23 protein-coding genes are annotated in these 26,905 nt (G+C 37.6%); 11 read left to right on the forward strand and 12 right to left on the reverse strand.

Going from position 1 to position 26,905, the window contains the following annotated elements:
* Nucleotides 1–51: 51 nt before the first annotated feature.
* Nucleotides 52–1,314 (reverse strand): dicarboxylate/amino acid:cation symporter, encoded by a 1,263-nt coding sequence (locus ACB089_RS07765; RefSeq protein WP_374965919.1) that lies wholly within the window; start codon nt 1,312–1,314, stop codon nt 52–54.
* A 364-nt stretch (nt 1,315–1,678) separates the two neighbouring features.
* Nucleotides 1,679–2,728 carry a TRAP transporter substrate-binding protein gene (locus ACB089_RS07770; RefSeq protein WP_374965920.1) on the reverse strand — a complete coding sequence of 350 codons (1,050 nt, stop codon included), beginning with the start codon at nt 2,726–2,728 and terminating at the stop codon, nt 1,679–1,681.
* A gap of 151 nt (nt 2,729–2,879) precedes the next feature.
* On the opposite strand from ACB089_RS07770, the gene ACB089_RS07775 reads away from it, so the two are divergent.
* A complete protein-coding gene (locus ACB089_RS07775; protein WP_374967522.1) occupies nt 2,880–4,424 on the forward strand; it encodes an ATP-binding protein in 1,545 nt (514 codons plus the stop codon).
* Between the two features lie 128 nt (nt 4,425–4,552).
* Nucleotides 4,553–5,254, forward strand: coding sequence for a response regulator (locus tag ACB089_RS07780; protein ID WP_374965921.1), 702 nt, complete (start codon nt 4,553–4,555; stop codon nt 5,252–5,254).
* A 45-nt stretch (nt 5,255–5,299) separates the two neighbouring features.
* Here the strand turns inward: ACB089_RS07780 and ACB089_RS07785 are convergent, their stop codons facing one another.
* The 7 genes from ACB089_RS07785 to ACB089_RS07815 all read right to left on the reverse strand — a co-directional run bounded on the left by ACB089_RS07785 (nt 5,300) and on the right by ACB089_RS07815 (nt 13,101).
* On the reverse strand, nt 5,300–6,268 hold the full coding sequence (locus ACB089_RS07785; RefSeq protein WP_374965922.1) for a 4-hydroxy-3-methylbut-2-enyl diphosphate reductase: 969 nt from the start codon (nt 6,266–6,268) through the stop codon (nt 5,300–5,302).
* Between the two features lie 73 nt (nt 6,269–6,341).
* On the reverse strand, nt 6,342–6,875 hold the full coding sequence (gene vrrA / locus ACB089_RS07790; RefSeq protein WP_374965923.1) for a VrrA/YqfQ family protein: 534 nt from the start codon (nt 6,873–6,875) through the stop codon (nt 6,342–6,344).
* A gap of 278 nt (nt 6,876–7,153) precedes the next feature.
* Nucleotides 7,154–7,333 (reverse strand): FeoB-associated Cys-rich membrane protein, encoded by a 180-nt coding sequence (locus ACB089_RS07795; protein WP_374965924.1) that lies wholly within the window; start codon nt 7,331–7,333, stop codon nt 7,154–7,156.
* A 10-nt stretch (nt 7,334–7,343) separates the two neighbouring features.
* The gene (gene feoB / locus ACB089_RS07800) at nt 7,344–9,323 is read right to left on the reverse strand and encodes a ferrous iron transport protein B (RefSeq protein ID WP_374965925.1); all 1,980 of its coding nucleotides are present in this window, start codon (nt 9,321–9,323) and stop codon (nt 7,344–7,346) included.
* Entirely contained in the window at nt 9,320–9,547 is a 228-nt protein-coding gene (locus ACB089_RS07805) for a FeoA family protein (RefSeq protein WP_068983583.1), read from the reverse strand. The genes feoB and ACB089_RS07805 overlap by 4 nt, the downstream gene beginning before the upstream one ends.
* A 151-nt stretch (nt 9,548–9,698) precedes the next feature.
* The gene (locus ACB089_RS07810) at nt 9,699–10,403 is read right to left on the reverse strand and encodes a response regulator transcription factor (RefSeq protein WP_374965926.1); all 705 of its coding nucleotides are present in this window, start codon (nt 10,401–10,403) and stop codon (nt 9,699–9,701) included.
* Nucleotides 10,396–13,101 carry a DUF4118 domain-containing protein gene (locus tag ACB089_RS07815; RefSeq protein ID WP_374965927.1) on the reverse strand — a complete coding sequence of 902 codons (2,706 nt, stop codon included), beginning with the start codon at nt 13,099–13,101 and terminating at the stop codon, nt 10,396–10,398. Before ACB089_RS07815 ends, ACB089_RS07810 begins: the two co-directional genes overlap by 8 nt.
* 374 nt (nt 13,102–13,475) lie before the next feature.
* Here ACB089_RS07815 and kdpA point away from each other — a divergent pair, with 374 nt between their 5' ends.
* The 3 genes from kdpA (at nt 13,476) to kdpC (ending at nt 18,216) form a co-directional block, all read left to right on the forward strand.
* The gene (gene kdpA, locus ACB089_RS07820) at nt 13,476–15,179 is read left to right on the forward strand and encodes a potassium-transporting ATPase subunit KdpA (RefSeq protein WP_374965928.1); all 1,704 of its coding nucleotides are present in this window, start codon (nt 13,476–13,478) and stop codon (nt 15,177–15,179) included.
* Between the two features lie 311 nt (nt 15,180–15,490).
* Nucleotides 15,491–17,554: a potassium-transporting ATPase subunit KdpB gene (kdpB, locus tag ACB089_RS07825; protein WP_374965929.1), complete on the forward strand. Its 2,064-nt coding sequence runs from the start codon at nt 15,491–15,493 to the stop codon at nt 17,552–17,554.
* Nucleotides 17,555–17,565: 11 nt separating this feature from the next.
* The gene (kdpC, locus tag ACB089_RS07830) at nt 17,566–18,216 is read left to right on the forward strand and encodes a potassium-transporting ATPase subunit KdpC (RefSeq protein ID WP_368635963.1); all 651 of its coding nucleotides are present in this window, start codon (nt 17,566–17,568) and stop codon (nt 18,214–18,216) included.
* A gap of 133 nt (nt 18,217–18,349) precedes the next feature.
* Here kdpC and ACB089_RS07835 read toward each other — a convergent pair whose 3' ends face one another.
* Complete coding sequence (locus ACB089_RS07835) at nt 18,350–19,405, reverse strand: 2,3-butanediol dehydrogenase (protein WP_374965930.1); 1,056 nt, start codon at nt 19,403–19,405, stop codon at nt 18,350–18,352.
* Between the two features lie 291 nt (nt 19,406–19,696).
* Between ACB089_RS07835 and ACB089_RS07840 the strand changes: the two genes are divergently transcribed.
* Together ACB089_RS07840 and ACB089_RS07845 are read left to right on the forward strand one after the other, a co-directional pair.
* On the forward strand, nt 19,697–20,998 hold the full coding sequence (locus ACB089_RS07840; RefSeq protein WP_374965931.1) for a DEAD/DEAH box helicase: 1,302 nt from the start codon (nt 19,697–19,699) through the stop codon (nt 20,996–20,998).
* Nucleotides 20,999–21,010: 12 nt separating this feature from the next.
* Nucleotides 21,011–21,904, forward strand: coding sequence for a deoxyribonuclease IV (locus ACB089_RS07845; RefSeq protein WP_374965932.1), 894 nt, complete (start codon nt 21,011–21,013; stop codon nt 21,902–21,904).
* A gap of 56 nt (nt 21,905–21,960) precedes the next feature.
* Here ACB089_RS07845 and ACB089_RS07850 read toward each other — a convergent pair whose 3' ends face one another.
* On the reverse strand, nt 21,961–22,197 hold the full coding sequence (locus ACB089_RS07850; RefSeq protein WP_374965933.1) for a Nif11 family protein: 237 nt from the start codon (nt 22,195–22,197) through the stop codon (nt 21,961–21,963).
* A gap of 307 nt (nt 22,198–22,504) precedes the next feature.
* Between ACB089_RS07850 and ACB089_RS07855 the strand changes: the two genes are divergently transcribed.
* From ACB089_RS07855 to ACB089_RS07865, 3 genes are read left to right on the forward strand one after another with little or no spacing between them, the layout of a single operon-like run.
* Nucleotides 22,505–23,251, forward strand: a complete 747-nt coding sequence (locus ACB089_RS07855; RefSeq protein WP_374965934.1) for a metal ABC transporter ATP-binding protein — start codon at nt 22,505–22,507, stop codon at nt 23,249–23,251.
* A 14-nt stretch (nt 23,252–23,265) separates the two neighbouring features.
* Entirely contained in the window at nt 23,266–24,129 is an 864-nt protein-coding gene (locus ACB089_RS07860) for a metal ABC transporter permease (RefSeq protein WP_374965935.1), read from the forward strand.
* Nucleotides 24,126–24,548 carry a Fur family transcriptional regulator gene (locus tag ACB089_RS07865; protein ID WP_368635969.1) on the forward strand — a complete coding sequence of 141 codons (423 nt, stop codon included), beginning with the start codon at nt 24,126–24,128 and terminating at the stop codon, nt 24,546–24,548. The genes ACB089_RS07860 and ACB089_RS07865 overlap by 4 nt, the downstream gene beginning before the upstream one ends.
* 76 nt (nt 24,549–24,624) lie before the next feature.
* Here the strand turns inward: ACB089_RS07865 and serC are convergent, their stop codons facing one another.
* Entirely contained in the window at nt 24,625–25,713 is a 1,089-nt protein-coding gene (gene serC / locus ACB089_RS07870) for a 3-phosphoserine/phosphohydroxythreonine transaminase (RefSeq protein WP_374965936.1), read from the reverse strand.
* A gap of 641 nt (nt 25,714–26,354) precedes the next feature.
* On the opposite strand from serC, the gene ACB089_RS07875 reads away from it, so the two are divergent.
* On the forward strand, nt 26,355–26,891 hold the full coding sequence (locus ACB089_RS07875; protein ID WP_068983568.1) for a hydrolase: 537 nt from the start codon (nt 26,355–26,357) through the stop codon (nt 26,889–26,891).
* Nucleotides 26,892–26,905: the final 14 nt, after the last annotated feature.

Raw genomic sequence — 26,905 nt, forward strand, 5'->3', positions numbered from 1 at the left:
AAGGCTGGCCGATCATGTGAAGATTTCACTTTCGGACAGCCTTTCATTTTATTATTTGATGATAGCTTCTCCTGCAAGAGCACGTTTTTCCTGCTCTGGATCGAATTCTTTTTCCATTTTTGAAACGACAACTGTTGCGACACCATTACCAATTAAGTTTGTAACGGCGCGGGCCTCTGACATAAATCGGTCGACACCAATTAAAAGTGCAATTCCCTCTACTGGAATCATAGGGAATGCCGCTAGTGTTGCCGCGAGTGTAATAAAGCCTGAGCCTGTGACACCTGCAGCTCCTTTGGATGTCAGCATTAGAATAGCAAGTAATGTAATTTGATGCCAAATATCTAAATCAACCCCATAAGCTTGTGCGATAAACATAGCTGCCATGGATAAGTAAATAGACGTACCATCTAAGTTAAAGGAGTATCCTGTAGGAACTACAAGACCAACCACCTGTTTAGAGCAACCATAGTTTTCTAATTTGCGCATCATCGAAGGGAGTGCAGATTCTGATGATGATGTCCCGATCACAATAAAAATTTCATCTTTAATATATTTAATGAACTTAAAGATATTGAACCCAAAGTAACGTGTAATTAGGCCAAGGATGACTGCGATAAAAATAAACATCGTAATATAAACGGATAGCATTAAAAATCCTAAGTTTCCAAGTGATTTAAGACCGAAATTTCCGATTGTGTAGCTCATTGCACCAAATGCACCAATCGGGGAAACCTTCATGACCATATTAACAATTTTAAAGAATATCTCCGCTACTTGTTCGAAAAATGTAATAACTGGTTTAGCTGGTCCACCAATAGCAGCAGCAGCTATTCCAAATAACACAGCTGAGAATAAAACGGGTAATAACTCTCCGTTTGCAAGTGCTCCGACAACATTTTCAGGAATGATATTCATAATAAATGCGCCAAAACCATGCTCTGTTTCAGCAGCAGCCTGTGTATATTGAGAAACATCTGCACCGTTTGCAGCCTCTGTATTAAAGCCTTTACCTGGCTGTACAATATTGACAACGATTAAGCCAATCGCTAGTGCGAAAGTAGAGACGATTTCAAAATAAAGTAATGCCTTCCCGCCAATTTTACCAACTTTTTTTACATCGCCCATACTACCAATGCCAATAACAACCGTTAAGAAGATGATAGGAGCTATTAACATTTTAATTAATTTAATAAAAATATCAGCTAATATTTTTAACTTCGCCCCGAACTCAGGGAACAAAGCACCGACAATGATACCTAGTACAATAGCAATCAGTACTTGTACAGTTAAGTTTTTAAAATTTATACGCATAAAGTTCTCCCCTTACACTATTAATGAAAATTTTGTGAACGCTTTCATGTCGTTATCATAGCTGAAATTTTCCGAAAATAGTTTTTATGACCGTAATGTTTCTATTGTTCATTTTGGTCATTTTTAGTGGAAGGATGAATAAACGTAGTGATAGCAAGGGTTTAAGCTGTTTTATAGTAGTTTTGTAATTTTGAAATCTATTATAATACAAAAAAAAAATCCCCACTTAATGTGAGGATTTATCATAAATGAACAAAAATACGGCTCATCACCAAAAATTGTGGATGACATTTTTTAAGACCCCTGGAAAGCGCCCAGTCGGAACGGAAATCAACCACACGTTATGGTGTTGACCCCAAAATACTTACGGGGAAACAATTTCTTCAATTTCCGATAAAACATCATTATTTTGTACATTGTTTCTATAAAAATCATAGACAGGTGCTAGCTTTTCTTTAAAGCGTTGGCGTTCCTGATCACTCATCGTATAAATTTCAAAGTTATCTTGTTGCGCTAGTTTTTGCAAATCTTTTTCATTCATTTGTACAGCTTGCTCAAACTGCCAGTCTGTTGTTTCTTTCATAGCGGCCATAATTTGCTTTTGAATTTTTGGAGGTAAGGAATTCCAAAAATTCTCGTTAATTAAAACAGCGTATCCTAAAATCCCATGCTTTGTTAATGTCATATGCTTCTGTACTTTGTAAAAACCTTTAGAATAAATATTTGATGCAGTGTTTTCCTGCGCATCAATGGCGTGTGATTCTAAATCAGTAAAAACCTCGCTAAAGGAAATCGGGATGGGTGTTGCTCCAACAGCCTCGAATTGCTTTTCAAGCGTTTTACTTGGCATTGTCCGGACACGCAAGTTTTTTAAATCCTCGAATGTATGAATAGGGTGATCGACAGAGGTTAAATGTTTAAAGCCATTATGCCAAAAGCCCAGCCCCTTTATTTTAAAAGGCTCAAGCTCACTTAACAATTGTTCACCAATCGATCCAGTAAGAACCTCATGAACTTCATCATCCGTATTAAAAAGGTAGGGTAGATCAAGAACCTGCCAATTTGGTAGATAGGATGTCATCTTTGAAAAAGTAGGGATAATCATTTCTACTTCTCCATTTTGCAAAGCCTGAAACTCATTTTCATCATTAAACAAGGAGGAGTTCGGGTAGACGTGTACCTTCACTTCGCCATTTGTTTTTTCCTCCACAAGCTCTGCAAATTTGCTTGCGGCCTGTCCTTTTGGCGTATTTTCAGCTACAACGTGACTTAAATGAATTGTAATTTGTGTGTCCAAACCTTTTTGCTCATCATCATAGGGAAGAGGCTTTGCAAATAGTAAATCTTGTTGGACGCCTATTGCGATTGTTAACAGTAAAACGGTTACGATTGTTCCAATAATAAATTTTTTCATCTATTACACCCAATTAATTCGTATTTTCTGATGTTTTTGTTATTCTAACATATGGAGTACGCTAAAATATAGTAAGAGGGAGGCGAACATCTTGAAATTTCAAAAATTATCGATGAAGAGAAAAATCATGTCTTTGACTTTTTTTATTCTCATGCTCTCCTTTAGTATAGGTGGTACTTTTTTGCTAGCGTTTGTCATGAATGAGCAGAAGGATAAGCTCGAAAATCAGGCTTTACTTGTGGCAAAAACCGTATCACAGCTTCCTGAACTTAAAACCTACATTTCAAATAATAATGATTTTAACGAGGCTACTCAACACATTAATCCTGTAGTGGAAGAAATACGTGATATAAATGGTGCACAGTATATTGTTGTACTTGATATGCATAGGCGCAAGTACTCACATCCAAATACAAAAGAGATCGGTCAAGTTTCGCAGTCAGCAGATCTAAATGCGGCGTTTGCTGAGCATTATTATACATCCGCTGCACATGGCGAACATGGAGATATGGTACGAGCATTCGTCCCGGTCATGAGTAATGAAGGAAAGCAAATAGGTGTAGTAGTAGTAGGTTATAGTGTTTTAACTGTTACGGAGTTACTACAATCTATTCAAACAGAACTCATTATTACAATTTTAATATCACTTCTCTTTAGTGCATGGGGTGCTCATACTTTGGGGCTGCATATGAAAAAGCAAATGTTTGGGCTAGAGCCCCATGAAATTGCTAAAATGTATGTAGAACGAACAGAAACCTTTAACGCAATGCATGAAGGGATTATTGCAATTGATAATAAATTGACAATCACTATATTTAATGAAAAAGCATGTGAAATATTAGATGTTCACAAACAACCGTCAACATTAATAGGGAAGAAAATCTTTGACGTGTTACCTGATACACGATTACCTGAGATTTTGGAGCTAGATCAACCTATTTTCAATCGTGAGCTCTATATTAATGGACACAGTATTATGAGTAATCGTATTCCTATACAAGTAAACGGAAAAACGGTTGGAGCTGTTGCAATGTTTAAGGGTCGTACAGAAGTGAAAAAGCTTGCAGAGGAATTAACGGGTGTTAAGGCATTTGTACAGGCATTACGCGTTCAAACACATGAACATAAAAATAAATTGCATACTATTGCTGGTCTTTTACAGCTTGGACATCATGAACAAGCACTTTCTTATTTAACACAAGTAAAGGAAGAACATGATGAAATTACAAATTTTTTAAATGAACGGATTAAAAATGAAAATATTTCAGGGCTATTACTTAGTAAAATTTCCTATGCAAAAGAACAGGGAATTCGCTTGGAGATTGATCGGGAAAGTCGTTTGACAATTTTTCCGAAAAATTTAGATCATCATGATTTCGTCATTTTATTTGGTAACTTAATAGAAAATGCTTTTGATGCATTGAGGGATGTACAAATGGACGAAAAAATTATCCATGTCTCTGTTGATGAGGATGAGGATGTGCTGGCAATTTTAGTAACAGATAATGGTATAGGTATGTCAGATGAAGTAAAGGCACATATTTTTGATAATGGCTATTCAACAAAAGAGAAAAAGGGTCGAGGTATTGGACTTTATTTAATAAATGAAATTGTGCAAAAAGGGCAAGGTGAAGTAGAGGTCATAAGTGAACCAAATAAGGGAACAAGCTTTTTAATAACTTTTTACCATACTTAATAGTCGTAGTTGATTTTGAAGTAGAAGCGAGAAATTCTATAGGAACCGTGTGACGCGCTCCTTTAGTTTGCTTCCTTAGGTGAAATTTACACATATAGAGATAGAACAGAGTGTATGGAGGTCTGACAGTGACACAGATGAGGGTTTTATTAATAGAGGATGATCCGATGGTGCGAGAGGTTAATCGCCAATTTATTGAAAAGATAGCTGGATTCGAAGTAATTGGACAAGCTTCAAATGGAGTTGAGGGGATTGCGCAAATCCATAAACTTAAACCAGAACTAGTATTTATGGATATTTTCATGCCAGAGCAGGATGGAGTGACAAGCTTACGAAAAATTCGTGAACTCAAATTACCTGTAGATGTCATTACGGTAACTGCTGCTAATGATATGGAAACGGTAAAACAGGTCCTGCATCTTGGCGTCTTTGATTATATTATGAAGCCTTTTTCATTTGAACGAGTGCAAGGAACACTTGAAAATTATTTGCGCTTTAAAAAGCAAATGCAAACTGAGCGTGAGCTAACGCAAGGGGAGCTTGATCAGTTATTCCATTATCATGGTGGGCATAATGAGGTTCAGCAATCGAATGTCTTACGGTCAGAAAAAAGTTTACCTAAGGGCTTTAATCGTGCAACACTTGAGAAAGTTGTGCAATATTTGCAATCTGTAGAAGGAGCATCGGCGGAAGAAGTTGCGAGTGGTGTTGGCATTGCGCGCGTAACAGCAAGGCGATACTTAGATTATTTAGAGAAACAAGAGGAAATTACGATGGATGTGCATTATGGGGGTATTGGCCGTCCAGTCAATTATTATTTTAGTAAATAACGAAAAATCCTGATTGTCAAATAGGCAATCAGGATTTTTTTTATGTTAGTAAGGCATAATTTTTTCGACAGGCTTTGGTGTTTTAATTTTAGGTAAAATTTTATCTAATGTAACGGTACGTTTAATAATATGTGTTGATTCATCATTCTCATCAAATTGATCGAGGAATGAAATAACCTCTTTTACAATAGGCGTTGGTGTTGAAGCACCTGCAGTGACAGCAACGGAATTAATTCCTTTTAACCATTCAATTTTCAGCTCGGAAACGTCTGCGATTCGATAGGATGGTGTTCCTGCTATTTCAACAGATACTTGCGTTAAACGATTCGAGTTATTGGATTTAGGGTCACCTACAACAATAAGTAATTCGGCTTCCCCAGCTTGCTGAGCAACTGCCTCTTGACGTACCTGAGTTGCCAAACAAATCTCTTTATGCACTTCAATATGTGGGAATTTCTCTTCTAAACTATCCATTAAATGAGCGACATCCCATTGACTCATCGTCGTTTGATTCGTTACTAGTAATTTATCATTTGTTAAATTTAATGCATCAATATCAGTAGATGATTGCACTAAATGCACGTGATCTGGTGCAACCCCAATTGCTCCCTCTGGCTCGGGATGGCCTTTTTTACCGATATAAATAATATCATAGCCATCTGCTGATTTTTCACGAATTAAATCGTGTGTAACTGTAACGTCAGGACATGTAGCATCAATGGATACTAAGCCTTTGCGCTTCGCAATTTCACGAATTTCAGGTGAAACACCATGCGCTGTGAAAATAACAGTGCCAGTTTCAACTTGTTGAATAATTTCTAAACGATTATCACCATCTAATGTGATGATACCATCCTCTTCAAAGGCATCTGTGACATGTTTATTATGCACAATCATACCTAAAATGTAGATAGGTCTTGGTAATGATTTATCGAGTGCGGCGTTTCGAGCGATGACCATCGCATCAACAACACCGTAGCAATAGCCACGTGGATTAATTTTTAATACTTGCATGGTTGTGACTCCTTTCAAGCTTACCTATCTACATTATAACGGACAGGGACGGCGAATACAAAGAAACGTTCATCTACATAGGTGGCTGAAAAATACGCGGCTTAGATGGAAGTGGGTCAGGAGGGGTAAATGATGCATTTTGCCGCGACGCACTTCGACTTATAGTAGAACCTGCTCCATTGCTTGCCGCAGCCTCCGTTGCTCCAGCCCCTGCTTTAGTTCCTACAGAAGGTAGACCTTGAAATCCTTTATACAATTTTAAAAGTGACGGGATATTTTTTACCATTGGCATTGCTTGCTGAATGTAAGGCGTATATGTTTTAGCAGTGTTGAATATGTTATTCGCATTTTGTAAAAATGAACCGATTTTTGAAGCATCCTGCACTGGTGGCATTGGCATTTGTCCCCCGAATGTACCTATTCCACTAGACATTGGAAAGCCACCTGGAATTCGTGGTTGGTTTGGGAAGCCTCCAGGCGTGTAAAAGGACTGCGGTGACATTGGCATTTGCATAGGCATTTGCATTTGCATGGGCATCGGCATTTGCATGGGCATCCTCATGCCACCAGGATACATTGGAAACTGATAAGGTGGTCTAAATACCATAATGATCTCCTTTCTTTAACATTGATGACATACCTGATTATAAATATGATATGCAGTGGGGGATGTTAGCGTTCGACATACACAATAAATAACTAGGGTAATATTGCATGTAACCCTCTAAAAACCACGGAATTTTTACTTATTAAATATGTAGTGTCAATAAGTAGAGGGAATTTTAAGTCTAAGCTAGTACGTAAGGAGCCTTCCTTATCTAAATGCTTACAAAAAAAGTGAGGTAGTCGCCAAAGAAGTTAACAATTTGGAACTACCTCACTGTATTAATTTTGAGTAAAATCTTTCAATTTAGAAGGAGGTGCACAAGTGTTAGTAGAACAACTCTTCTGTAATGAGCATGCGGCGCATTTACCTTTCTTCTGCTTCTTAATGCTCTTATATAAGGTAATACCAGCATAGCCAAATATAATACTACCGATCAAGATATTAACCAATAAAGTCATTCTTATCACCTCACATCAATAAATTCCCAATACCATAAATGATAAGTGCAATAATATAAGCTACAACAAATGGATAAAGTGTTGCAAATAAAGTCCATTTTACAGACTGTGTTTCCCTTTTTATTGCACCTACTGTTGCTAAACAAGGCATATAAAGTAAAACAAAGGCCAAGAATGTATAGGCACTTAAAGCGGTAAAGTGAGTTGTCATTGTAGAGGATAAGACACCCTCACTCACTCCATAAATAATCGCCATTGTCGAAACAATTACTTCTTTCGCCAGGAATCCAGCAATAAGGGATGCCCCAGCTTGCCACGTTCCAAATCCAAGCGGGATAAACAATACGCCAAAAGCGCCTCCGATAATGGCTAAGAAACTTTCGTCCATATTGACATTAGCGCCATGTGGTCCTATATAAGAAAGGAGCCAAATGATAACGGAACCAGCAAAGATAATAGTACCAGCTTTACGGAAAAATCCTTTTCCTTTTTCCCAAGTGGAACGCCAAAGTGTTTTAAGCTGTGGTACATGATAGGCTGGTAATTCAACAATAAAAACTGAAGTTTCATTTTTCAAAATCGTCATAGATAAAATTTTTGTTACAATAAGCGCAATCACGATTCCCATTATATATAGGGAGAATACTACTAAAGATTGATGTTCAGTAAAGAATGCTGCCCCAAACAAAGCATACACAGGTAACCTTGCTGAACAGCTCATAAACGGAGCTACTAGAATAGTTAATAGCCTCTCTCTTGGCTGTTCAATTGTTCTTGCAGCCATTACACCTGGAACATTACATCCGAAACTTACAATCATCGGAATAAAGGCTTTGCCGTTTAAGCCGAAAAATTCCATAAGACGATCCATGACAACAGCAATTCTCGCCATATAACCTGAATCTTCTAATAGTGAAATAAAGAAAAATAGTACAAAGATTTGTGGAATGAAAACTAAGACACCGCCAACACCTGCAATGATCCCATCACATATTAAATTAATAATAAAAGGGGCGGCACCAATAGCTTTTAAGCCATTCGTAACTGTCTCTGTAAGAGTTCCACTTACAAAGCCATCCAGTAAATCCGAAAGTGGGGTACCAATCCATGCAAATGTTGCTTGAAACATTAAAAACATAAGCGCTAAGAAAATCGGAACACCTAAAATTGGATGTGTTAGAATTTTATCAACTTTATCTGACCATTGTGTTTCACTTTTCTCTTGTATAATTACTTCGCTGTAGATGTTAGAAATATATAAATCACGTTTTTTAGCAATAGCTTTATTGACTGGTTCACCAATTTTCATCTCTAAAGCATCTCGCATTGCAACTAGCTTTTCAAAGTATTCCTTTTCTTTCAAATAAGCGTCAACGGCTTCATTTCCTATTAAAAATTGAATCGTACACCATCTTCTTTGCTCTTCAGGAACATGCTGTAACAATGCTTCAATTTTTGAGATGCCTTCTTCAATTAAATCATCGTAGGTTAATGTAAAACGTTGTTGAGTACGATCGGAGTCTTGAATAACAGCATAAATGCCTTCGACACCTTTACCAGTACGAGCGCTTATTGGAATAACAGGTACTCCTAAAAAACGCTGTAATTTTTCGACATCAATTGAAATGCCTTTCTTTTTCGCTACGTCAATCATATTTAAACAGATAAAAACAGGCTTTCTAAGTTCAAGTATATCTATTGTTAATTGCATATTTCGTTCGAAATTAGAGGCATCGATAATATTTAATATTCCATCTACCTGATCTTCAAGTAAAAATGAAGTAACAACACTTTCATCTCTTGAAATCGGGTTCAGCGTATAGACACCAGGTAGATCAATAATTTCCTTTTGTAGTTTTTTTACTTGTCCTACTTTTTTTTCAACGGTTACACCACTCCAATTGCCGACATATTCATATGAATTTGTCAACGTATTGAATAATGATGTTTTACCGATATTTGGGTTTCCTATTAAAGCTAATCTACTCATAATTGCTCAACCTTTATATTCATTAAATCTTTTTTTCTAAGCCCGATTTTCTGCCCCTGGCATTCCAATATACATGCTCCAGAAAACCATCCTTTTTGAATCATACAAATTCGGCAGCCTTCCTTAATGCCAAAAGCATTTAAACGTTTAGATAAAAGAGAGTCAATTTGCTGAAGATCTTTCACTTTAACTAGTTCACCCAATTGAACCGAATGAAGGTTCATAAGATCTACCTACTTCCTTGTAAATGATAATCATTATCAAATAAATACTATAGTATAGTATCATTTTTTATCAACTCTAGCAATAAAAAGCTTGCAGTTTAAAGTTTAGGAAAACTATAGTATATTAGGAAGTTGAAGCATGATCAGACCCTTATTCTTCGTCATGACAACGAAGCATTCTGTACCCAACGCGGACATGTGTCTGGATTAATTTTGGATTAGCTGGATTGTCCTCTATTTTCTTTCGAAGTGTGGCCATGAAAACTCTAAGACTTGGAACATCCGACTGAAGTACGTTGTGCCAAATTTCCTTTAAAATAAAGTTATGCGTTAAAACTTTACCGACATGTTTTGATAAAATAACCAATAGTTTATACTCAATAGGCGTCAAATGCACTTCTTTTTCATTCACAAACACCGTATTTGCTAAGTAATTTATTTGTAAATGACCATTGACAAAGACAGAGGGTTCATTTTCTAGCTGATGCTCATACGTCAATCTTCTTAAGGCTACTCGAATACGGGCTAATAGTTCTTCAACACTGAAAGGCTTTGTGACATAATCGTCCGCGCCAGCATCTAATGCATTGATTTTATCGTGTTCTTCTCCACGTGCACTAACAACGATAATCGGTGTTTGAGTCCAGCTTCTAATTTTCGTTATTAGTTCTACACCGTCTATGTCAGGTAGTCCTAAATCCAAAATAAAAACATCTGGTTTCATGGCAAGAGCCTTTTGTAGTGCGCTGTTACCATCTCTTACAATTTCGAATTCATATTTTTGCGTAGCCAATGTCATTTTAATTAGATTGCCAATGGCTACATCATCTTCTACTACTAGAATTCGTTTATTCATTGAATGTCATTTCTCCTTTTTTCAGTGAAAAGTTAAAAATCGTTCCTTTAGGTTTATTGTCTGAAACAGTTATTTCACTGTCATGTAATTTTAAAATAGTTTGACAGAGCGCTAAGCCTAATCCCAGGCCTCTTCGACTATCGCTACGTTGTACTTTTCCAGTTGTGAATGGCTCAAAAAGATTGCTTTTTATCGCATCATCGATACCAGGTCCATCATCAGAAATGCTAAATTGTGCTAAGCCATCAACTTCTTTCACCGTTATAGTAATAGCGCTACCTGGTGGTGTGTAAGTCAATGCATTATCGATCATATTAATCAGTACTTGAATAATAAGTCGTGCATCCATTAAAGCGAATAAAAATTCTGGTTCAATATGATAGGATATTGTGTGTGTATTGTTTAGACGAACGACATGGGTTAATGCCTCTTGAATAATATCCTCTACAAGCTCTAATTGCATCTCTAAAGCAAGGTGTCCATCTTCCAACTTAGAAACAGCAAGTAAGTTTTCCACCATTTGTACAAGCCATTTAGAATTTTTATAAATATCCTCATATATTTTGCTTTTTTCATCATCCCGTATTTGCGATGCATTGGTCAGTAATATATCTGCATTTCCGGAAATAGCAGTAAGCGGTGTTCTTAAATCATGAGAGATTGCGCGCAAAAGGTTAGCTCGCATCTGTTCCAGTTCAGCTTCTCTAGCCACTTCTTCATTGAGTTTCTGTAAATACCACTTATCAAGTGCGAATGAAAAATCATTGATAATGGCATGCAGAATATTACGCTCAAATGCAGGTAATAGTGATTGCTTTGACAGTGCAATGCCAATAACGCCCTTAACACGCCCGTTAGATATAACTGGTAAATAGTAGGCGTTCACTTCAGGAAATATATCAGTGGTTACTCCTGCTACATGCTTATTATTTATGACCCAACTTACTACACCATGCTCATTCGGATTGTCAAAAAGGGATGCAATCTTATTATTTTCAAGGCTAGTCATGCCCTCAGCACGGAAAAAAGTAGTTTTCACAATTAAATTATTTTCAATTTCAAAGAATTGTACTGGTTTTTCTACTAACTTAACGATTTGTGACATGCCTTCAGTAATAATTTCTTCTATAGATTTAGCATGTTGAAGTCTGCGATTTGTATCAAGGAGCACCTCCATTCGATAAGATTTTCGAACTGCTACAATGGTTTGCTCCTTTATTTTTTTTGTTAAGCTACTTGTAATCACTCCTGAAAGAAACATGATCATAAAGGTCATCGGATAGTCGCGATGATAGGCTTCAAATGAAAAACGTGGTTCTGTAAAAAAGTAATTAAAAAGGAGTACTGCGATGATGGAGCTAATAATGCTCATCATCCATCCTGATGACCAAATGGCAAGAATTAAAACGCCTAAAATATAGATCGTGATGATGTTCGATTCACTTACACCAATTGTGTAGAAATAGAGCCCGACAATTGATACTATGCCAAACACGATGACCATTTTAAATAAGTCAAGCCATTCAAATGACAGCTTATTTTTCACATTAGGAAAGTAGAATTGTTCATTTTCTTGATCTGGCACTATGTGTATGGCTAAATTCGGTACAAATTCGGTGAGTCGATCGCTGATTTTTGTGTTTGGTCGCCACCATTTTTTTCTCATGCTCGTTCTACCGATGACTAATTTCGTGACGCCGCTAATTTGTGCATAGTTGGCAAGGGCAGCGGCTACATCATCTTCTTGAACAATTACGACATGGCCACCAAGCTGTTCAACAAGCTTTATATGCTGCTGAAGTCGTTCTGAATTTGCATTATTTCGATCATGCTCCTGTACGTTTTGTACGTAGAGAGCTGTAAATTTGCCATGTAATGCTTGTGCAAGTCTTGCGGTAGTTCGAATAACTTTAGCATTCGTAGGAGAACTACTAATACCAACAAGTAGATGCTCTTCGATTTGTACAGGATGTTTTGTAGATTCGTTGCTATTTACCTGCTTATAGTTAATCGTATCTGCAGCTCTCCGTAGTGCAATTTCTCGCAGTGATACTAAATTTTGTTTACGGAAAAAAGATTGCAGTGCTTTTTCTACTTGTTGTTTTACATAGATTTTGCCTTCTTGTAGGCGTTGGATTAACTCATCTGGTTCAATATCGACAATCTTTATTTGTGCCGCTTGATCAATTAAATAATCTGGAATACGTTCTCGTACCTTGATGTCAGTTATTTCTTCTACTAAATCATGAAGACTTTCAATATGTTGAATATTGACTGTTGTATAGACATGAATACCCTTTGCAAGTAATTCCTCTACATCTCCAAATCGTTTCTTGTGCCGCATCGTTGGAACATTAGTGTGTGCCAATTCATCAATAAGGACAATTTCCGGCTTGCGCTGCAATACCGCATCAATATCTAATTCCTGAAAAGTTTTCTCTTTGTAATTTATTTTTTTCGTAGGGATTTGCTCAAGCCCTTCGAGTAGAGCTAACGTCTCTGGACGAGGATGTGGCTCTACATAACCAACTACCACATCTTTACCTAGTTTTTTCGCCTGATGTGCTGCATCCAGCATTGCATAAGTTTTACCGACCCCAGCAGCATAACCAAGGAAAATTTTGAGCTTTCCTACGAATTGTTCCTCTTGTTGAAGCCTCGCTAAAAACGTCTCTGGAGTTGGACGTGCATTTTCCATCCTCTTTCACCTCATTTGTATTATAGCGTTATCTACCATTAAGAAAGTATTAAGATTTTCGCTCTTTATAGTTTCTTAATAGAAAAAGTGATTTCCTAACACTACATTAATTTGAAAGTCAGTATGATGAGAGCATCCTAATTGGAGGAGGGGTGTTTCGATTGATGGACTTTTATATGATTGGCTTACTAATTATAAGCTTTGCATGTCTTTATGCGTTAACCGCTTGGTGTTTCAAGCTTGTGGAAGAAAAGTAAGGAGGAATGAAAATGTGGATCTTTATGGGGATTGTACTTGTGTTCCTTTTCGGTTATCTAGGGCATGCATTACTATATCCTGAAAACTATTAATAGGCTGGTAGGAGGTACTACAGTATGTGGCAAATCGCCATTGTATTAATCATTTATTTACCGCTCGTGATTTTAACTGGGCACTATCTATTTCGAGTGACGATGCATCAAAAAACATGGCTTGATCCAATTATGGATAGATTTGATGCTGTTATTTATAAATTATGCGGCATTAAACAAGGCGATATGACGGGTAAACAGTATGTGCTTTCGTTAATTTTGTCGAACGCCTTTATGGTGTTTATTGGATACGTTCTTTTACGCATTCAAGCGATGCTGTTTTTAAACCCAAACGATATTGACAATATGGAATCAACACTTTCATTTAATACCATTATTTCATTTATGACGAATACGAATCTTCAACATTATAGTGGCGAATCAGGACTCAGTTATTTATCACAAATGCTAGTCATTATCTTTATGATGTTTACATCTGCAGCTACTGGTTATGCAGCTTGTATGGCGTTCTGCCGTCGTCTAGTTGCTAAAACTGACACTATAGGGAATTTCTTTGTGGATTTCGTTCGTGTTATTACACGTGTGTTAATGCCTTTATCTATTGTTGTTGCCATTATTTTAGTAGCGCAAGGTTCACCGCAAACTTTTAGTGCGAATAAGACTGTCCAAACAATAGAAGGTAAATTCCAAGATATTGCCCTTGGACCTGTAGCTTCTCTTGAATCCATCAAGCATATAGGTACTAATGGTGGTGGTTTTAATGGAGCGAATTCAACGACACCATTTGAAAATCCAACGGTCATTTCTAATGTTGTGGAAATGCTATCGATGATGTTATTACCAGGTGCTTGTGTAGTTGCATTTAGTTTAATGGTCGCATATAGGAAAAAGAAAACGATATTTGGGAAACAAGGGCTATCCATTTTTGCGGCAATGAGTATGCTGTTCCTAGTCGGGCTTGTGACTGTGTATGTAGCGGAAAAAGCAGGTAATCCAATTATTAGTGAGCTCGGAATTTCGCAGGAACTTGGCAGTATGGAAGGAAAAGAGATGCGCTTTGGGGTAGCACAATCAGCACTATTTACAACAGTGACTACTGCTTTTACAACGGGATCTGTTAACAATATGCACGATACATTGACGCCGCTTGGTGGCCTTGTACCGATGTTTAATATGATGCTAAATGTTGTGTTTGGAGGCAAGGGAGTCGGCTTAATGAACATGATGATGTATGTGTTACTAACGATATTCATCGCCTGTTTAATGATTGGTCGAACACCTCAGTTTTTAGGCAAGAAAATTGAAGAGAAGGAAATGAAACTGATCGCTCTTTGTATTTTGATTCATCCTGCTATTATTCTACTATTTTCAGCACTTGCAGTTGCAACAACAGCAGGGGTAGCGGGTATAACGAATCCGGGTGCACATGGTTTATCGCAGGTTTTATATGAATTTGCATCTGCCTCTGCTAACAACGGCTCAGGTTTTGAAGGGTTAGCTGACAATTCAACATTTTGGAATGTGACGACAGGGCTTGCCATGTTCTTTGGACGTTATTTGACGATTATTATTCAACTAGCTATAGCGTCTCTACTTGCTAAAAAAATGTTTTACAGCGATTCGGTGGGAACATTGAAAACGGATAATACTGTTTTTACATTGTTACTTGTTGCGATCGTTTTAATGATTGGTGCTCTTACATTTTTACCAGCATTAGCTCTTGGGCCAATTACAGAGCACTTACAACTTTATCTTCATTCATCTTAAGACGCCCACCTTTTAGTGTGGTGAGATGAATGCGGATGTGATTCCTTTTCAGTGGGTATCCGAATACCTATTGAATGAAGAGCCTCCGGCGGATGTCACGGATTTTGAAAGGAATGAATGAAAGGATGTTAGCCTAAAACCTTCGCACCCTGCGAAAACGGCTAACTGACCTGCATCAGTAAAAACGCCACGTCCTGTGGCATTACCGAAATGACCGACATCGTGTCGGCCCTCGTGCAGGCCTAGGCACAATTCAAAATCTGGACTCCATTACGCCAAGGCGAAATTGATTTTAGTAAGGAGAGACACTTATGGAAACTGCAAGAAAAAGTTTTATTACGGGTAAAATGTTTAAAAGCTCGATGATAGACGCTTTAAAGAAGTTTAGTCCAGTATATATGGTGAAAAATCCTGTTATGTTTGTAGTAGAGATAGGGTTTATGTTTGTCCTGTTATTAACCCTTTTTCCGAATATATTTGGTAACGAAGTAGGAGAACATGAACGCTTGTATAATGCGATCGTTGCCGTCATTCTTTTTGTAACCATTCTATTTGCTAATTTTGCAGAGTCGATTGCTGAAGGACGAGGGAAGGCACAGGTTCAAACGTTAAAAAAGACGAAAACAGTGACACAGGCTCGTGTTCTGCTTAGTGATGGCTCTGAAATAGCTAAACAGGCACATGAGTTAAAAAAGGGCGATATCGTTTTAGTTCAGGCAGGAGAGGTTATTCCAAATGATGGAGAAGTCATTGAAGGAATTGCTACTGTAGATGAATCGGCGATCACGGGTGAATCTGCACCAGTTGTAAAGGAGCGAGGCGGTGATTTTTCATCAGTTACAGGCGGCACGACGGTTACGAGTGATTGGCTGATGATCGAAATTACCTCGATGCCTGGTGAATCCTTTTTAGATAAAATGATATCGCTCATCGAAGGAGCTAGTCGTAAAAAAACGCCAAATGAAGTAGCGCTCAATACACTTTTAGTAAGCTTAACAATTATTTTCTTGTTAGTTGTTGTGACACTCTATCCAATGACATCTTATTTAAATGTGCCGATTTCTATCGCAACATTAATTGCGCTTACAGTTTGTTTAATTCCTACAACGATTGGTGGATTATTGTCGGCAATCGGAATTGCAGGAATGGATAGGGTTACACAGTTTAATGTTATTGCAATGTCTGGAAGAGCTGTAGAGGCGTGTGGAGATGTGGATACATTAATCTTAGATAAAACAGGAACGATAACTTATGGAAATCGTATGGCAGCTGAATTTCTGCCAGTAACAGGCGTGGAAAGTAAAGATTTAATCCGAGCTGCATGGCTTAGTTCCTTAACAGATGATACACCTGAAGGAAAGTCTATTTTGTCACTTGCCTGCGAATTAGGAGTAAAAACAGACGGTGAAGAAAATATTATCAAGTCAAGTGAACATATTCCATTTACTGCACAGACACGAATGAGTGGTTTGGATATGAAGGATGGAACAAAAATTCGAAAAGGAGCCTATGATACGATAAAAAAAGAAAGTATGAAAGCAGGTTATAGCATTCCTGCAAATTTAGAACAGCTGATCCATCAAGTATCTTCTGTAGGTGGGACACCACTTGTAGTAACGTTAAACGATAAAATTTTAGGTGTTATTTACTTAAAGGATGTTGTAAAGGCTGGACTTAAGGAACGCTTTGAACAACTTCGGGCAATGGGCATTAAAACGGTTATGTGTACAGGAGATAACCCCCTTACTGCAGCATCCATCGCAAAGGAAGCTGGAGTGGACAGCTTTATTGCAGAAAGTAAGCCGGAAGACAAAATTCAAGTCATTAAAGATGAGCAGGCACAAGGGAAAGTGGTAGCTATGACTGGTGATGGAACGAATGATGCGCCAGCACTGGCACAGGCAAATGTAGGGCTTGCTATGAATTCAGGTACGAATGCAGCGAAGGAAGCTGCTAACATGGTCGATTTAGATTCAAATCCAACTAAAATTATTGAAGTTGTAGAGATTGGGAAACAATTGCTAATGACTCGGGGCGCACTAACGACCTTCAGTATTGCCAATGATATTGCAAAGTATTTTGCCATTATCCCAGCTATGCTAATGGTCGCTGTACCTGAGATGAGCGCACTAAACATTATGAATCTCAATTCACCTTCAAGTGCGATTATTTCTGCCTTAATTTTTAATGCGGTCATCATTCCATTGTTAATTCCAATTGCAATGAAAGGCGTAAAATATAAGCCGATGAGTGCTGCAAAATTATTAAATAAAAACTTACTTGTTTATGGCGTAGGTGGAATTATAGCTCCCTTTATTGGCATTAAGTTGATTGATTTACTAGTTGGACCACTATTCCATACGTTCGGGTTATAGGAGGAAGATACATGCGAAAATTTTTTGAGAACTCAAAGCAAGCATTATTGATCACAATGACGATGTTCGTTCTATGTGGTTTTATATACCCGTTTGCTGTGACTGCATTAGCGCAAGGGTTGTTTCCTCATGAAGCAAATGGCAGTTTAATAGAAATGGATGGTGAAGCTGTTGGTTCAGAATTAATAGGTCAAGCTTTTACAGCACCTGAGTACTTCTGGGGACGTGTTTCATCCGTCAATTACAATGTTTATACGGAAGAGGATACGATACCAGATGAAAATGGCCAGGTGAATTATAGCGGCGTTAGCTCTGGAACTTTTAACTATGCACCATCTAATCCAGAATTGAAGAAGCGAATAGAAGCAGATATCGAGAAGTTTTTACTAGCAAACCCAACCGTAAAACGACAAGACATACCTGCTGATTTAATGACTGCTTCAGGTTCAGGGTTAGATCCACATATCAGTGTAAAAGCTGCACAAATACAAGTTGAACGTATTGCCCAAGCAAGCGGGCTCTCTAAGAAAGAGATTGAAAAAATTATAGAGGCAAATACAGAAAAACGATCATTTGGGGTTTTTGGAGAAAATAAAGTGAACTTCCTTATGGCCAACCTAGATATTATGAAAAAAATGGAGGGAAATGAGGCTCATCACTAAAAGTTGCTTGGAGTGGAGTCGCCCAGTCGGAACGAAAATCAACCCCGCGTTATGGTGACATGGCAAAAAAGAGGGATAACAAATCAAAAACAGGTAGAGAAAAGTTTCTTTATTTTCTCTACCTGACTCTATTTTATGCTTGTGAATTTACAAGGATTTTAATATGGTTTCGCTCTTTCATTAGGGCTTCAAAGCCTTCTGTTACGACTTCATCAAGAGCAATTCGTTTCGTAACAAGTTTTTCAGCAGGGAAGTAACCTTGTTTCATTAATTCCATAACTGCTGGGAAAATATCGCGATAAGCAATAATACCTTTTACAGAACGCTCTGTTAGAACGATATTGTTAGGCTGAATGGAAGCCGTAGATTCCCAAATGGAAACGATAATTGTTTCACCTTCGAATGTTGTGGAATCAATTGCTTGTTGTAATACTACAGGGACACCTGTTACTTCAAATGCAACATCTACGCCACCATTTGTTAATTCATGTAGGCGAGCTACTGCATCCTCGTCTTTAGGATTAATAACGGCTGTTGCGCCTAACTCTAAAGCCTTGGCAGCACGCTCAGCTGAAAGTTCTACTGCGTAAATTTCAGCTGCTCCAGCAGCACGCAATGCTTCGATCACAAGAAGACCAATTGGACCAGTACCAAAGACTGCTGCTTTATCACCAGCTTTTAATTTACTTTGACGAACTGAATGTAATGCTACTGCTGCTGGTTCAACTAGCGCACCTTGTTCATAGGAAAGCCCTTCAGGCATTTTATGTACCATTTTTTCATCTACCATTGTATATTCAGAGAATCCTCCGCCCCCGCCAGAAAGACCGTGGAAACCTAGATGCTTACAAATATTATATTTACCTTTTTTACAAGCAGCACATTCGCCACATGCAAGAATAGGTTCTACAACTACGGGATCACCAACTTGTACTTTTGTAACACCTTCACCAACTTCTACTACTTCACCAGAGAATTCATGTCCCATAACAATTGGCGCAATATCTTTACTTACATAGTGAGGTTGTTCCACTGGAATGAAGATTGGGCCAGCTGCGTATTCATGTAAATCACTTCCACAAATCCCTGTCCAATGTACTTTGATCTTTACTTTTCCTGATGCAATTACTGGTTCTTCAATGTTTTCTACTCGGATGTCTTTTGCTTTATACCATCTTGCTGCTTTCATGATAAGTCAACCTCCTCTAATATCTTACATTTTTATCGTAACATATGGTAATTCTTCAAATCATTAGATATCAATAAATTGACATAAAATAGACTAATTCTTAGCTTTTTTCAACAGCATTTCAGTGCTTTTTTTATTGCATATTAACAGCATTTCGAGTAACTTTGATAAGGGCTTCTCTACAGCTATGATTAAAGTAGAAAATAATGTTCATGCTTAAGATAATAGGACGTTAATATACCTAAAAGTTGAATCATGATACAATGGGAAAGATGTTAGGAGGAACGAATTATGTCAAAATATACTGATTATAATTTTCAGCCATTTTTGCAGGACGCAATTGCAGAACTTGGCTTCACAGAACCAACGCCGATTCAAAAGGAAATTATTCCGCTAATACTAAAAGGGAAGAGTGCAATCGGACAAGCGCATACAGGGACGGGAAAAACACATAGTTTTTTAATTCCGATTGTGCAACGAATTAATGCTGACAAGCAGGAAGTACAAGCAGTTATTACGTCACCTACACGTGAGCTTGCACAACAAATTTTTGATGCATTAAATCAATTAATAGAAGGAACAACTATTCAAGCGAAACTATTTATTGGAGGTACGGACAAACAACGCTCCATTGATAAGTTAAAAACGCAACCACAAATTGTTGTTGGAACGCCAGGACGTATTCGTGATCTCGTTTCAGCGCAAGCGTTATTTGTGCATACGGCGCCAATGTTAGTTGTCGATGAGGCAGATTTAGCATTCGATATGGGCTTTATAGAGGAGATTGACGGCTTTGCTTCTCAAATGCCAGAAAACCTTGAAATGTTTGTATTCTCAGCAACAATTCCAGAAAAGCTTCAGCCTTTCTTGAAAAAATATATGGAAGCACCTGTTCATATCCATATGAACGATAAACGCCCGGTCGCAGAAGGAATTGACTTTGTGCTTGTCCCAGTGCGTTCTAAATCTCGTAACAAACGTTTGTTGGAAGTTATTGAAGGGATCAATCCATTTTTAGCGGTAATTTTCACTAACACACGTAAAACAGCAGAGCACGTTGCTGGCTACTTAAATGAAAATGGGATTCGCTGTGGTCAAATTCATGGTGACTTAAGTCCACGTGATCGTAAGAAGATGATGAAGCAAATTCGAGAATTGGACTATCAATATATCGTTGCAACAGACCTTGCAGCACGTGGTATCGATATTCAAGGAATTTCACATGTCATTAACTACGAAATTCCAGAGGACTTAGAATTCTTTATTCATCGCGTTGGACGTACAGCACGTGCAGGAAATAAAGGAACAGCTATCACATTGTTTGAGCCATCAGATGAGGATGCAGTAGTACGTGTTGAAAAAATGGGCATTCCATTTGTTCAAAAAGATGTAAAAGATGGCGAATGGTCTGAACTAAAAGAGCGCCATGCACGTAAAAATCGTGTGAAGCAAGAAAATGAAATCGATGCGAAAGCTAAAGCATTAGTACGTAAGCCGAAAAAAGTAAAACCAGGCTACAAACGTAATATGAAATGGGAAATGGAAAAAATTAAAAAACGTGAACGTCGCATAAAAGCTCGCGGGAAAAAATAAGGAGGTATTCAAATGCTACTTGGATCACATGTTTCAATGAGTGGAAAAGAAATGCTCCTCGGGTCAAGTAAAGAAGCTCTTTCATATGGGGCAAATACCTTTATGATTTATACAGGAGCACCTCAAAATACTCGTCGTAAGGCAATTGCTGACCTTAATATTATGAACGGTTTACTACACATGAAAGAGCATGGCATGACAAATATTGTTGTACATGCTCCATACATTATCAATATTGCAAACACAGAAAAGCCTGAAACTTTCCGTCTTGGTGTAGATTTCTTACAGACTGAGATTGAACGTACAGCTGCTTTGGAAGCTACACAGATTGTGTTGCATCCTGGTGCCCATGTAGGCGCTGGTGCTGATGCAGGGATTGCTAAAATTATTGAGGGCTTAAATGAAGTATTAGCACAGGATTACCCTGTGCAGATTGCGTTAGAAACGATGGCAGGGAAGGGAACTGAATGTGGTCGTTCCTTTGAAGAGCTTGCCAAAATTTTTGATGGTGTGACACATAATGAGCGTCTGTCAGTGTGCTTTGATACTTGCCATACACATGACGCCGGTTACAATATTGTCGAGGATTTTGATGGCGTATTAAATGAGTTTGATAAATTAATAGGTGTAGATCGTATTAAAGTCCTGCATATTAATGATTCAAAAAATGTTCGCGGTGCTGGAAAAGACCGTCACGAAAATATTGGCTTCGGTCATATTGGCTTTGACGCATTAAATTATGTTGTACATCACCCACAATTAAAAGAGATTCCTAAAATCTTAGAAACACCCTTTGTCGCATTAAATAGTGATGCCAAATCAAAATCGGCTCCATATAAACATGAAATTGAGATGCTACGTAATGGAGAGTTTAAACCTGAGGTAATCGATGCTCTAAGAGGATAGAAAATAAATAGCCCGAAATCAGCTAGAATAAGTCCTGATTTCCGGGCTATTTTCTATTATTTTGTAAATAGTGCGATTAGCTGTCTAGAACGCTTTCTACCTAAAACAGCTTCAACCTCTAGAAGTATATCTTTCGGAATACCTAAAAAGAGCCAAGTAAATGAGAATTGCTCCAAATAAGGTCGTAGTTTTTTTACTTCCGAAGTTGTAATGTCAAATCCTTCAGCACGAGCAATGGCAACGACTTCTTTATCACTACTTTGTGCTAATTGCTGTAAAAATTGAATACTCAAAGCCAATCCCCCTTTTAAAGTTTTTTTAGTTTCTTTGAAACGAAATCCTTCTTGTGAACGACGTGACAACTTTGAAAACCCTTACTTTAAAAGTTTTAGAATCAATGCCTTACAACTTAATTTGAGCGTGATTCAAGTAAAAAAGTCTTTGTTTAAGCGAAAAGTGACATCTAAATGTATTTAAACTTTTTTCCACAACATGCGACAGCCTATTAGTAAACTAATTTCCTTTACAAAAACAGTGATTTCATTTATACTTACATTTTGTAAATCGTAATGATTTTGAATTAGAAAGAAGCGGTCATGCATGAAAAAATCACTTATTGATATTGAAAACTTGTCATTTCAATATGACTATACACAAGTATTAAAAAATATCTCTTTCCGTGTAGAAGAGGGAGATTTTTTAGCACTTCTCGGTCCAAATGGTTCTGGGAAATCGACATTATTAAAAATTATTTTAGGATTATTAAAACCAATGACTGGAGAAATAAAGTTATTTGGTGAACCAAGTGCAACTTTTAAGCATCGTGAATGGATAGGATATGTGTCACAAAAATCCAATGCCTTCAATTCAGGATTTCCAGCAACCGTTCAAGAGGTAGTAAAAAGCGGATTAACAAAAAAATTAGGGCTATTTAAAAGACCTGGACGAGATGCAAAAGGAAAAGTACTAGAAGCATTAAAAGCTGTTGGAATGGAAGCTTTTATGAATCGTAATATTGGTGAATTATCCGGTGGGCAACAGCAACGTGTCTTTATTGCACGAGCCTTAGTTAGCGAACCGAGACTACTAATATTAGATGAACCAACTGTCGGCATTGATCATGAGAATGTACAGTCATTTTATGATATGCTGGTCAAATTGAATCGGGAACAGGGAATTACAATGATTCTTGTCACTCATGATGTCGATACAGTGTCGAACCGTATCAGCCATGTAGCATGTTTAAATCAAACGATTCACTTCCATGGTTACAAAAATGAATTTGATACAATTTCTCAGGATGCGCTTGAAGCTTGGTATGGTCATTCTGTGAGAAAGATTCACTAGAAGGAGAAGGCTCAATGATTGAAGCAATTTTTAACTATGAATTTTTACAAAATGCCTTTTTCTCGGGGATATTAATTGGCATATTGGCACCCTTGCTAGGTGTTTTTATTGTTGTTCGCAGGCTGTCGCTTATTGCAGATGCCTTGTCACATGTGACACTCGCAGGTATAGCAGGAAGCTTATATCTCAGTCAATCTGTTCCAGCCTTGGCTATGCTAAATCCAATTTATCTAGGTATACTTGCCTCTGTCAGCGGTTCAATTTTAATTGAGCGGCTAAGACGTTTATATAAGCACTATGAGGAGCTTGCCATTCCTATTATTATGTCAGGTGGGATAGGGATTAGTGCTATTTTCATCTCCCTTGCCAGTGGCTTTAGCACGGATTTAATGAGCTATTTATTTGGTTCAGTATCAGCTGTGTCACGTCAGGATTTATGGGTAGTGGTGGGAATTGCTATCGTTGTTATTATCTTTTTATTGTTATTTTTTAAGGAGCTTTTTGTTTTATCTTTTGACGAGGAATATGCAAAAGCTAGTGGTCTACCTGCTCGTTGGATTCATCTTTTATTTATGATTGTGACAGCACTAGTTATTGCTGCAAGTATGCGCATAGTTGGTATTTTGCTTGTGTCATCACTTATGACATTACCAGTGGCTGCAGCAATGCGTTTAGCAAAGGGCTTTAAGCAAACGATCATCTACTCGATTGTCTTTGGGGAAGCAGCTGTGTTAATCGGTCTTGTCAGTGCTTTTTATTTGGATCTAGCGCCTGGTGGTACAATTGTTGTCACTTCCATCTTCATTTTGTTACTAGTTATTCTAGCGAAGAAAGTAGTATTTAAAATGGCTGCTAAACAAGAGGAGGTAGCACAGTGAATGTTTCTAGAGCGTGGGAAATTTTAAAAGACAACGGCTATAAAAAAACAGATAAGCGGGAGTTAATATTAGATATGTTTGCAGCAACAGATAAATATCTAACAGCTCGTGACTTATTGGATGTTTTAAAAAAAGATTTTCCGGGTATGAGTTTTGATACAATTTATCGTAACTTAGCAACGTTTGTGAAGCTTGGAATACTGGAAGAAACTGAGTTATCTGGGGAGCGAAATTTCCGCATGCATTGTGAGTCTGAACATCATCACCACCATTTTATTTGTTTGGATTGTGGCAATGTCAAGGAGTTAAATCTTTGTCCTATGGAAATGCTTGGAGAGAAACTGCCAGACTACGAAATTGAAAATCATAAATTTGAGATCTATGGTAAGTGTCCGGATTGTAAGCATGAAACTGTGTAAAAAAAGGGGTAGCCCCAAGTGAAACATCACTTGGAGCTACCCCTTTAAATTTATAGTATTTAGTCGTCGTTTATGATTATTGGTGTTTTTGTTGGAAAGCTACCATAAAGTCACGTAATGCTTCACAAGCTTCTAATGGTACAGCATTATAAGTAGAAGCACGGCAACCACCTACAGAACGGTGTCCATTAAGTCCAACAAATCCTGCTGCTTTTGCTTCAGTAAGGAATTGTTTTTCAAGCTCTTCATCAGCAACACGGAAAGTAATGTTCATTAAAGAACGGCTTTCAGGTGTTGCATGACCTTTATAGAATCCATTGCTATTGTCAATGGCATCGTAAATTACTTTCGCTTTTAACTCATTATGCTTCGCAATTTCAGCAACGCCGCCTTTAGATTCAACCCATTTTAATACTTCACCTAGCATATAGATGCCAAAAGTTGGTGGTGTATTGTATAAAGAGTTGCTGTCAGCATGCGTTGTGTATTTTAGCATTGTTGGAATATTTTTATTCGCTTTTTCAAGTAAATCTTTGCGAATAATAACTACTGTTACACCAGAAGGACCAAGATTTTTTTGAGCCCCTGCATAAATTAGACCAAATTTACTTACATCAACTGGCTTAGAAAGAATATCACTAGACATATCTGCAACTAACGGTACATTGCCTGTTTCAGGGAATTCCTTCCATTGTGTGCCGTAAATTGTATTGTTTGAAGTGATATGCACATATGCATCATCTTCATTGAATTGAATGTCTGCTAAAGCTGGGATATTGCGATATTGATTGTCCTTTGTGCTAGCAGCTTCAACAGGCGTACCAAAAAATTTCACTTCTTTGAATGCTTTTTCAGACCATGAGCCTGATAATACATAGCTTGCCTTTTGATCGGCCTGTAGGAAGTTCATTGGGATCATCGTAAATTGAAGACTAGCTCCACCTTGTAGGAAAAGGATTTCATAGTTTTCTGGGATAGCATAAAGCTTTTTCAATAAAGCAATTGCCTCATTATGTACTTCATCGAAAATGGCACTGCGATGGCTCATTTCCATAATTGACATACCTGACTCACGGAAGTTTACTAATTGCTGTTGGGCTTTTTCTAATACTTCTACTGGTAGTGCAGATGGGCCTGCGTTAAAATTGTATGCACGTTGTGTCAATGTGGTACACTCCTTGTGTTGTTTAATAAGGTGAATTTCGGGCTTTTATTGTCAGTTCAAAGTCATTTATTTCAGAGCATTGTACGGACCGTTAAAGCGGGATAAAAGCACTTTACTGGATTATAACTCAATTTTCAAGAGAAAAAATAAAATTCTCACTATTCAAGCAAAATTGTGACAGGCTTGCAACAAAATGTACACAATTGAGATAAATTCTTAAAAGTATTTTTCTTTAAATACGAACAAATGAAAATTTAGGTGTGCATATATGAGCTTATATTTCGTGATTTACGTATTAGTTAATCGTCGGTGTTATAAAATGTTCGTGTTTGGAAAAGGGGGTTTATGGCAATCGTTTTAGCCTTCATATAGTGAAATTCTTCTATGACAACAAGAGCCCATAGAAGTGCATGATATTAAGCATCTTGAAGAGCGAAAAAAGTATGATCAAACGTATCTTGTTTAGATATGCCTAAGTTGCCCATATTACCGTTATATGCACTGGTTTGATGGAGGCTAAGATGTAATATTGATGATATTTGCCGTTAAAATAGGATGGACGGAAATTTTTTTAACTTTCCCCATAATCCAAGTATCTTTCGGTATAATGAACTGTGAAAATGAAATAAGGGGTGTTTTGAATGTTTACAATAGAGGAAGCGTGTTTAGTTGTCGTTGATGTACAAGGTAAGTTAGCGACCATTGTTGATGAAAGTGAAGCGGTGATTGACAATGTGTCAAAGCTAGTACAAGCTATGAAGGCATTGGAAGTACCTATTTTATGGCTTGAACAAAATCCTAGTCGTTTAGGTGGGACTGCGTTAAATATTGCTCAGCATCTTCAAGGGCAAGCTATTGCTAAAATGGCATTCAGTGCTTGCCAGGAGCAAGAATTTGTCGATGCATTGAAGGCAAGCGGTCGTACTCAATTTATCGTGACAGGGATCGAAACACATATTTGTGTCTACCAAACAGCACGACAGTTAAAAGAGCAAGGGTTTGAGGTCGAAGTTGTTGTAGATGCTGTGTCCTCTCGTACAAAGGCCAATAAAGAGTTAGGGCTAGAGAAGATGAAGGCACTTGGAATTTTACCCACAAGCACAGAAATGATTTTATATGAGCTACTACAACGTGCCGATCATCCACATTTTAAAACGGTGCTACAGCTAGTTAAATAATAAAAAAACTCATC

Origin of the sequence: Lysinibacillus sp. RS10 (genome assembly GCF_041956855.1) — a bacterium.
Taxonomy (GTDB): Bacteria; Bacillota; Bacilli; order Bacillales_A; family Planococcaceae; genus Lysinibacillus; species Lysinibacillus xylanilyticus_A.